The 11,184-nt window shown below is 40.5% G+C and carries 3 protein-coding genes; all 3 read right to left on the reverse strand.

The genetic code is table 11. The annotated features are described in order from the left end of the window. On the reverse strand, positions 1-3,350 hold a 3,350-nt coding region (locus tag ACH8JV_RS18720), incomplete at its 3' end, for an ESPR-type extended signal peptide-containing protein (protein ID WP_396523093.1). 615 nt (positions 3,351-3,965) lie between these two features. Beyond that, positions 3,966-4,745, reverse strand: coding sequence for an OmpA family protein (locus ACH8JV_RS18725; RefSeq protein ID WP_396523095.1), 780 nt, complete (start codon positions 4,743-4,745; stop codon positions 3,966-3,968). Between the two features lie 60 nt (positions 4,746-4,805). Then, positions 4,806-11,057 (reverse strand): trimeric autotransporter adhesin Ata, encoded by a 6,252-nt coding sequence (gene ata, locus ACH8JV_RS18730; RefSeq protein WP_396523097.1) that lies wholly within the window; start codon positions 11,055-11,057, stop codon positions 4,806-4,808. Positions 11,058-11,184: the final 127 nt, after the last annotated feature.

Here is an 11,184-nt window from a genome sequence, read left to right on the forward strand (position 1 = left end):
GGGTCATACACTGCTGTGGTGTTGGTACCATCTGCAAAGTTAACCGTTTCACCTAACTTCACATTGTTTGTCGTACCACCATTGACACTAAAGTTCAGGCCTTTGTCTGCTGTGGCTTGGGCTGCTGTTGCATTGGTCAATGCGGTATTTGCAGTGTTTTGTGCAATCGTTACATTCTGGTTGGTGGTATTTAACTGGCTACCATTTACTGCATCTGTTGATGTAGATGAGATAGTCCCTGCCGCAACGTTAGTAATCTTCTGGTTGCCTGCATTAATACCAGCAGTCGTTACACTTGGACCGCCAGTAATGGTTAATCCGTTGTTATCAACCTTGCTATTCCCGACCGTTAAGCTGCCAGCATTGGTTAATGCAATATTGTCATTCACATTGTATTTATAGGTATTGGTTGCAGGGTCATACTCTGCTGTAGTGTTGGTGCCATCTGCAAAGTTAACCGTTTCACCTAACTTCACGTTGTCTGCCGTACCACCATTGACACTAAAGTTCAGGCCTTTGTCTGCTGTCGCTTGCGCTGCTGCTGCATTGGTCAATGCAGTATTTGCTGTGTTTTGTGCAGACGTTACATTCTGGTTGGTTGCATTTAACTGGCTAACATTGACCGCATCAGTCGCATTAGTGCCTGCTTTAACATTCGTTATCTTCTGGTTACCTGCATTAATGCCGACAGTGGTTACACTTGGGCCACCAGTGATGGTTAGGCCACTGTTATCAACTTTAGTATTGCCAACTGTTAAACTACCCGCATTAGTTAATACAATGTTGTCATTCACATTGTATTTATAACTATTGGTTGCAGGGTCATACACTGCTGTAGTATTGGTTCCATTGGCAAAGTTAATCGTTTCACCCAGCTTCACATTATCAGCCGTACCACCATTGACACTAAAGTTCAGACCTTTGTCTGCTGTCGCTTGTGCTGCTGCTGCATTGCTGACTGCTGTGTTTGCAGTATTTTGTGCAGTCGTTACATTCTGGTTGGTCGCATTTAACTGGCTACCATTTACTGCATCTGTAGAACTCGCAGAAATAGTACCTGCTGCAACATTGGTAATCTTCTGGTTGCCCGCATTAATGCCGGCAGTGGTTACACTTGGACCGCCTGTAATGGTTAGACCACTGTTATCAACCTTGGTGTTACCAACCGTTAAACTGCCCGCATTGGTTAATGCAATGTTGTCATTTACATTGTATTTATAGGTATTGGTTGCTGGGTCATACACTGCTGTGGTGTTGGTGCCATCTGCAAAGTTAACCGTTTCACCTAACTTCACATTATCAGTTGTACCACCATTGACACTAAAGTTCAGGCCTTTATCTGCTGTCGCTTGCGCTGCTGCTGCATTGGTCAATGCGGTATTTGCTGTGTTTTGTGCAGTCGTTACATTCTGGTTGGTTGCATTTAACTGGCTAAAATTGACCGCATCAGTCGCATTAGTGCCTGCTTTAACATTAGTAATCTTCTGGTTGCCCGCATTAATACCTGCAGTGGTTACACTTGGGCCACCGGTAATGGTTAATCCACTATTATCAACCTTGGTGTTACCGATCGTTAAACTACCTGCATTGGTTAATGCAATATTGTCATTCACATTGTATTTATAGGTATTGGTGACAGGGTCATACACTGCTGTGGTATTGGTGCCATCTGCAAAGTTAACTGTTTCACCTAACTTCACGTTATCTGCCGTACCACCATTCACACTAAAGTTCAGGCCTTTATCTGCTGTTGCTTGTGCTGTTGCTGCATTAGTCACTGCTGTGTTTGCAGTGTTTTGGGCAGTGGTTACATTCTGGTTGGTCGCATTTAATTGACTACCATTTACTGCATCTGTAGAGGTCGCAGAAATAGTTCCTGCTGCAACATTGGTAATCTTCTGGTTGCCCGCATTGATTCCAGCAGTGGTTACACTTGGACCGCCAGTAATGTTTAGGCCACTATTATCTAGTTTACTATTACCAGTTGTTACGCTAGTAAATGTTGGCGTATCAACTGTCTGTACCGTAATATTATTCCCTGAACGCGTAATATTAATATTTTTACCATCGAGAAATTGGACAGTGTCGCTTGTTTTTACAGCAGAAGCTACATCACCATTTGCTTGCAATTTAAATGTCTGATTAGTTACTGTTTTTAACTGTGCAACGTTTACAGCATCTGAATCATTCGTTCCTGCGGCCAAACCTGTAAGCTGACGTGTGACATTATTTGCTGCATCACCTAAAGCAATTGCACCTTGCGTAGATTTCCATACATTTGTTGTTTGTGTTGATGTTGTACCTGTTACTGGATCATAACCAGCCACTCCAGCAGCAGTGTTTGCAACAGAATCTTTACCAATTGCAACACCTCCGCTCACATTTGCTTTTGCCCCAGAACCAATAGCTGTAGAATCTGAAACCGCACTAGCATTGCTACCAATTGATGTAGCATTTGGGCCTGTTGTATTCGCTCCTGTAGAACTCGTATTACCAGAACCAATAGCAATTGAGTTCACACCAGCTGCTTTTGAGTTAATACCAACAGCAATAGTCCCGTTGTCTTGAGCGTTAGAAACAGCACCTATTGCCAAAGCTCCTTGTCCAGTAGCTGTTGAGTTCACACCTAAAGCAACCGAAGCAGGTCCCGTCGCTGCTGATGTCATACCTAAAGCTGTAGAAAATGCTCCACTCGCCTTTGCTTGTACCCCCATAGCCGTACTGGCAGCGCCACTAGATTCTGTTGGAATATAATTATTCTTTACAATCGTTCCACCAGTAATCGTAGTATATAGTGCACCATCACTATCTACGACTTTATCAACGTCATCTCCGCCAATAGCAACCGATGAGTTACCACTCGCTTTTACATTTGCTCCTAATGCAATAGCCTGATCGCCAGAAGCAGCACTTTCTCGTCCAATAGCGATACTTTGGTTATTTCCTGCTGCACCAGCAGTACTTGCGCTTAATCCTATTGCAATAGAATCTTTTGTAGGGGCACAGGCTTGACCACTTGTTGGGGTCGTTGCTGTAGAAGATGTTCCTATGGCCACACTACCTGCTGATCTCGAACCAGACCCGGCAGATGTTGAAGTACAGTTTGTAAAAGTGCTACCTCCACCAGCCTCATAACCAGCAAATGCAGAAGGAGTAATCACACCTAATATAGCCAATACGAGTACTTTATATTCAAAGCACTTTGACTCAGAAGTTTCATCATCCACAATAAGTTCATTTATGCTAGAAGCGGCGCCTGAACAGTTTTTTGTTTTACCTTTTGCAATTTCAGAAACGGCAACCCACGCTCCTAATGAAGCGTTCCAAATGACTTTATATATCTTATTCATAAGCTTACCCACATTTTTACATAAAACGCACAATGCTTACCTTAAGTTACATAAAGTTTCAAAAAGCAAAAGGTATAGCAATTTTCGCGCACTATATCAGAGAAAAAATGAGAGGTAAATCACACAAAATTCAATTAACAGGATAAAAAACAAACAAAAATAAAAAATAGAAGTGAACATAAATAGGAAAAAAATATTATAGATTTCTTATAAAAATCAAAGTTGCGTATATTGAATGGTTTTTTTATGCTAATTATTTAAATCACATATAAGTTATAAATAAAATATATAGTTTTAAAATATTAAACTTTTCCATAAAAATAAAAAAAATCTTTATCACATTAGTAAACTTTTTAATCGGAAAATTTTTTATGTAGAGAGAACCGTGTTACATAGCATTCATATATTGATTAATTAGTCATACTTTAGAACATCAAAGCTAAATTCAATCACTAAATGATTTGTTAACTCCACAGTACTTTATTATTTTAAAAGATGATTTTTATATAAAATTTATAAAACTTAATACCTTAAAATATATTCTTTTTATTTTTCTATCTTCGATAACAAAAAAAGTAACCACCCTAGGGATGATTACTTTTTGCGCAGACCGTTTCACCAATTGATATTAACACGTCTATTTGGTGCTAAACATTGAATAAGTTGTGAACTAATGTTACCGCTACACTGCTTATATAAATCGGTCTGACTATTCGCCTGTATTTGTATTCGACTCGCTTCAATGCCTTGTTGCACCAATAATTTGGCAACAGTATTAGCACGTTGTGAAGACAATTGTTGGTTATAGCTAAATTTACCTAACGGATCCGTAAAGCCTGAAACAATAACAGGGTTCGTTGTTTGGCTTTTCTTGATCTGCTCAGCAATTTTAGTAATGCTGTCAGTACCCTCTTCAATAGCATTAACATCGAATCGATCAAAGGCAAATAAGACACTCGCTGTACGTTCTGTAATTACATTACTATGAGCTGGCGCCTGATTATTTTCTCCCCAAGCGACCAAACCTTCACACGCTTCACCTTTCCAAGATAAACGTTCTGCTAAATAGCGCTTATCAAAATCAATACGTAACTGACAACGTTGGTATTGGTTCGTATTAGGAATACGAACATCAAGTACATAGTTCCAGATTTTTACTGCAAAAAGCCCTTCACTAAACTGAGGATTTCCCAGTAAAGCTCGAATTTGATCTTTATTTAGGCCTTTGTCTAAACGAGCAACGTCTTGGTATTCATAACGTTTTACTTGTTTCAAATAACTTTTTTCAATCGCTGGAAAATGAATTTCCTGTGGCTGAGCTAGCTCATTTGCATAAGTTGTTACCGCGAAACCAGCAAAAGCTGCTACGACTAAGCTTTGGATTGTTTTATTCATTTCTATAATCTCTTTAATCTGTCGAGCAAGGAGAGCATTGCTACTCTCCTAACCAGTTTCTTAGTTAATAACACCACTGATACCAATACGAACACTTGGCTCACCTTGAGAAGCAGCTGCCACACCACCTGTGATTGACCAACGACCATTGTCAGATGTTTTACGCAAGGTCACACCAACTGCGTTCTCACCACCATGATATGCAGCACCCACCGCATAGGTGTATTTACCTGCGACAAATGGTGCATTTTCTAAGGCCATCGCAGCAGCAATACCCGCGTTGGCTTTTTTCTCAACATCATCAATACGCTTGTTGGTGTCATAGAACACTTGTTGTAACTGATCACCCAGATTAGTAATTTTGTTGCCCAATTCTTGGTTCGACTGATTTAACGTACCAATTGCATCGTTAATATTGTCTTTGCCCGTTCCACCAATGTTTTTAGTCGTGATTGAACCATCACTATTAACAGTTGTATTTCCACCAATACTGTTTTTAATACTGTTTGAAATATTATGGATTTGGCCACCGTTTACAGCTTGGTTCGAACCAGCTTTAATCTCACCATCTTTAACACCTTGGACAACTCGATCACCGTCTTTACCAGCCATATTTACGCTAGTGCCACCTGTGTCTTTACCGACCGTGATTTCACCATTTGGTTTTTGCTGTTGAACTAAACCGGCTTTACCATTAGAAATGTTGTCGATGTTGTTCTGAATGTTTTTAATATCATTCGAGTTCTTATCGACTTGATTTTGAACATTCCATAATTGACCACCATTTACGGCGTCTTTAGAGCCTTCAGCAACTTTACCATCAGCTACATTTTTCAGATTGGTACCTTTATCTCCTCCACCTAAAGTGACTGAGTTTTTGTCAACATTGCCATTTTTATCTTTGTCATACTGCACAGCATGATCAGAAAGTTTTCCAATATCTTTACCAATTTGATCTTTAACTTCATTAATTTGCTTGTCTAACTGGCCTTTATTGACCGCGTCTTTTGCATTTACACCATCTGCAACATTGGTAATTTGCTTACTTCCCGCATCAATACCATTAATTGTGATGCTTGGACCGCCTTTAATGATAAGACCTTGCTGATTCAAGACATGACCACCGACATTTACACTGTCAAACTTCACATCTTTTAGCATCTCGATTTTGATACCATCTTCTGTGGTACGGGTAATGATGTTCTCACCGCTGGTTTTATCCTCAGCAGTTTCTGGATTAGCCCCACCTACAATATTAATGGTTTCACCAAGCTTACGGTGGACAGCTTTACCTTGAGTTGCTTTCTGGTCATTCGCACCAAAATTCAGCCCTTTTTGAGTCAAGTCATTTACACCGTTGGTAACTTTCTCATCTACCGACTTGATAGCATCATTGATGTTGTTTTTACCCGTGCCACCAATGTTATTAGTCGTCAGGCTACCGTCTGGGTTTACAACTGTATTTCCCCCAATACTATTTTTAATACTTGTTGAGATGTTATGAACCTGACTGCCATTTACAGCATCTTTAGAATTTTGTGCAATCACGCCATTCGCGACATTGGTAATTTTCTTACCGCCAGCATTAATGCCATCTTTAGTCATACTTGGACCATCTTTAATAGTCAAACCATTATGATTAAGTACGTTATCGCCCGCAGTTACGCTGTCTAATGTCAGATCTTTTTTGGTCGCTACCTCGTAGTTAGTACTGCCATCTTTATTTACAGTTTGTTTTACAACAATGTTGTCACCTTCAGTTACAGTCGTTTTTGCTTTAGTTGCCGTATTTTTTACTTCACTAATTGCATCATTAATATTGTTTTTACCCGTGCCGCCAATGTTATTGGTCGTCAGGCTACCGTCTGGATTTACAACTGTATTTCCACCAATGCTGTTTTTAATACTGTTCGAAATATTGTGAATCTGGCTACCATTTACTGCTTCTTTTGAAGTCGATGAAATGTTACCTGCTTTCACGTTATCTAAAACCGTACCATCCTTACCTTTTAAAGTAACTTTGTCTTTGGTTTTAGCGTCATCGTATTTCACTGCAGCATCATCAGTTGCATTTTGCTTGGCAGCAAGATCATCTAGCTGACCTTTATTGACTGCATCTTTAGCATTTACACCATCTGCTACATTGGTAATTTGTTTGCCGCTAGCATTAATACCTTCTTTGGTAATGCTTGGACCATCTTTAATCGTCAGACCATTATTATTTATAGTCGTGTTGCCAGTAGTCACACTGTCAAACTTCGAGTCTTTTAATAACTCAATCTGGATACCATCTTGAGTGGTACGGGTAATAACATTTTCACCGCTTGTTTTTGAAGCTGGTGTTGAAGCAGCTGCACCACCCACAATATTAAGCTTCTCACCAAGTTTACGGTGGACATCTGCTCCACTATTGCCAGCAAAATTCAAGCCTTTGTTTTCAACATCCTTAATGCCATTTGTAACTTTGTCATCTACAGATTTAATTGCATCATTGATGTTGTTTTTGCCTGTTCCACCAATGTTATTGGTAGTCAAACTACCGTCTGGATTTACAACTGTATTGCCACCAATACTGTTTTTAATACTGTTTGAAATATTGTGAATCTGGCTACCATTTACTGCCTCTTTTGAGGTCGATGAAATGTTACCTGCTTTCACATTATCTAAAACCGTGCCGTCTTTACCTTTTAAGGTGACTTTATCTTTAGTTTTAGCATCATCGTATTTCACTGCAGCATCATCAGTTGCATTCTGCTTGGCAGCAAGATCATCTAACTGACCTTTATTGACTGCATCTTTAGCATTTACACCATCAGCCACATTTGTAATTTGTTTACCACCAGCATTAATACCTTCTTTGGTAATACTTGGGCCGTCTTTAATCGTTAAACCATTGTTGTTCAAAGTGGTGTTGCCAGTAGTCACACTGTCAAACTTCGAGTCTTTTAATAGCTCAATCTGAATACCATCTTGAGTGGTACGGGTAATGACATTTTCACCGCTGGTCTTAGCTGCTGGTGTTGAAGCAGCTGCACCACCCACAATATTAAGCTTCTCGCCAAGTTTACGATGTACATCTGCACCGCTATTGCCAGCAAAGTTCAAGCCTTTGTTTTCAAGCTCAGTCTTGGTGTTGTCGATTTTGCTATTCAGTTCAGTTTTCGTATTACCAATCGTGTTATTTAACTCAGTTTTAGTGTCATTAATCTGAGTTGTTAACTGATCTTTGGCATTGTTTAACTTGGTGTTGGTATCGGTAATTTGATTACCAAGATCATTCTTAGCATCATTTAAATTCTTGTTGGTATCTGCGATCTGATTACCCAAATCTTTTTTCGCATCATTTAACTGATTATTCGTATCAGTGATTTTGCCATTTAAACTCTCTTTTACTTTGGTGAGCTGATCAACATTCACTGCATCTTTAGCATTTACGCCATCAGCCACATTGCTAATCTGTTTGCCACCTGCATTAATACCGTCTTTAGTAATGCTTGGACCGTTTTTAATAGTCAAACCATTGTTGTTCAAAGTGGTGTTGCCAGTAGTCACACTGTCAAACTTCGAGTCTTTTAACAGCTCAATCTGAATACCATCTTGAGTAGTACGGGTAATGACATTTTCACCGCTTGTTTTTGAGGCTGGAGTTGAAGCAGCTGCACCACCCACGATATTGAGCTTGTCACCAAGTTTACGATGTACATCTGCACCGCTGTTGCCAGCAAAATTCAAGCCTTTGTTTTCAAGCTCGGTCTTGGTGTTGTCAATTTTGGTATTTAATTCAGTTTTGGTGTTACCAATCGTGTTGTTTAACTCAGTTTTAGTGTCATTAATCTGAGTTGTTAACTGATCTTTAGTATTGTTTAACTTGGTGTTGGTATCCGTAATCTGGTTACCCAAGTCAGTTTTTGTATCATCTAACTTTTGATTTAGATTGGTAATATTCTGAGCATTTTTACTAATATTGCTCGTGTTTTGGTTTACACGACCATCAACATTTTTAAGCTGGCGTACTGTTACTGCATCCGAGTCAGCCGAACCATCTTCAACATTGGTAATACGGCGTTCTTTTCCAGCCGACCCAACAGAAATAACACCATTAGATTTAGAAGCATCACGATTGGTCAGGAAAGAACTTCCTGCCGCTTCGGTTGCTACAGCATCTTGACCTAAAGCAACACTATTTTGAGCTTCTACTTTACTACGTGCACCTAAAGCGACACCACCTTCAACCAAAGACTGTGCACCTTGACCAACTGCAACTGCATTTTCTTGGTCAGCAATTGCACCACCACCAATGGCTGCAGCATTTTTACCAGTTGCTTTTGCACCACCACCTACAGCAGCAGCATTTTCATTTGTAGCCTCAGCCCCTTTACCAATTGCAGCCGAGTTATCGCCTGTTGCTTGGGCACCACTACCAATTGCAGCAGCACTGTTTCCAGTCGCTTTTGCCCCTTCACCTGGTTTATTACCAGAACCAATTGCTGTTGAGTTTGTACCCGATGCCAATGAGTTAATACCCATTGCTGATGCACCATCACCTGTTGCTTGAGCAACCGCACCAAATGCAGCAGCACCCTTACCCGAAGCATTTGACATGACGCCAAAAGCAGATGAAGCATCACCCGTAGCTTTAGAAGTCATACCAAACGCAGAAGAAAATGCGCCCGTACCTACAGCTTGAGTACCGACAGCCGTTGAGCCGTGATTTGCTTCAGTTGTTGGATAGCTGCCTGCTTTAAGCACACCACCAGTAATTTCTGTATAGGTTTTACTTAGCTCAGCATCTTGGGCGATTTTATCGACATCATCACCACCAATTGCAACAGAAGAGTTCCCTTTGGCAATCACATCAGCACCAATCGCAATCGACTGATCTCCAATTGCTTTAGTTTGATCACCAATGGCAATTGATTGATTGCTATAACCAGACGGTGTACCTTCTGCTCCTTTAGTCGATGCATTACGGCCGATAGCAACATCCCCACGACCAATCGTTTGACTGCTACTACCCATTGAAATTGCGCCAGAACCCATCGCCTGTGCATATGCTCCAATCGCCATTGCCTCACGACCAGCAGCAGAAGTATTCACACCAACAGCAATTGCATTACGTCCAGTCGCCCCATCATTTTCAAAGTTACCACCCTGCTGACCGTTATCATTAATACTGACATAGTGAGTACGAGCAGCTTTTAACTGGCGTATAGTGGCAGCGTCAGAATCTGCAGCACCGTCTGCTACATTTTGAATACGGCGTTCACTTCCCACATCACCAATTGATAAAACACCAGTTGGAGCTGATTGTTTAGTTAAGAAACTTTCACCCGTAGCTTGGACTGCTTTTGAATCTTTACCTACAGCAATACTATTTTCAGCTTCTGAACGCGCACCTTTACCAATTGCGACACCACCATCGAAAGTAGCCTCAGCTTGGTCTCCAATCACAACAGCATTATCTTTTTGTGCTTTTGCACCTGTACCAATCGCAACAGACTTTTTACCTTTAGATTCTGAAAATGCACCAATCGCTAAAGCATTTTCCTCAGTGGCAACTGCGCCACCACCAAACGCAATCGAGTCTTTACCCGTTGCTTTTGTTGCCATTTTCGGTTGATAAGCAGCACCCGCCTGTCCCGCAACTGGGTCAGCGTTTTCAATATCTGGCGAACCAATTGCAATTGAACGGTAACCTTCTGCCGTTGCCGAGTGACCAATTGCTAACGAGCCTTTACCTGTAGCTGCTGCAACATTACCAATGGCTTGAGAAAAATCGGCAGTCGCGGCAGATTGGCGCCCAACCGCAAGAGCAGTATTTCCAGAAGATAAAGCACCTGTACCAATTGCGACACCTGAAATACCTTGAGTTGTCGCATAAGAACCAATTGCTGTACCTAAACCTTTCTCAACTACAGCGCCAGTACCGACACTGATTGCTCCGCCTTGTTTCATTGCACCAGCATAAGCACCAGTAGAATTATTATAAGGATTATTACGATTTGCGATGTTAGAGCCTGTTCGGTCTTGAGTTTGGGCTCCACAACCAATAGCAACATCTTTTTCATTGGCAGTACTCGCATTTCCTTCTCGACAAGAAGTTGTACCTGAAATAGATGTTCCTTGGCCTACTCCTCCGTCGGTATTTGTCCCTGCGAAAGTATTTGGAGCAAAACTAATTACACCAGTTAAAACTACCGCTGATACATTTAAAGTTTTTGATTTAGTCTTTGTTTTACCTTTTGCAATTTCAGATGTTGCAACCCATGCTCCAATCGAAGCATTCCAAATGACCTTATAAACTTTATTCATAAAACTTCTCAGACAAATACCAAACTCAAAGGCCAATAAAAATGTACAAATACATTTTTAAAATTTTCAGCCCAAAAAAAAGAGGCGGCATCCTAATTGAATAAATTTAAAGGGTAAATATAAAAAT

This window comes from Acinetobacter sp. ABJ_C5_2, assembly GCF_044538485.1.
GTDB lineage: Bacteria > Pseudomonadota > Gammaproteobacteria > Pseudomonadales > Moraxellaceae > Acinetobacter > Acinetobacter nosocomialis_A.

What these genes read in the sequence shown, in the direction of transcription:
- ACH8JV_RS18725 (WP_396523095.1), bottom strand. Translation starts at nt 4,745, where the DNA reads ATGAATAAAACAATCCAAAGCTTAGTCGTAGCAGCTTTTGCTGGTTTC.
- ata (WP_396523097.1), bottom strand. Translation starts at nt 11,057, where the DNA reads ATGAATAAAGTTTATAAGGTCATTTGGAATGCTTCGATTGGAGCATGG.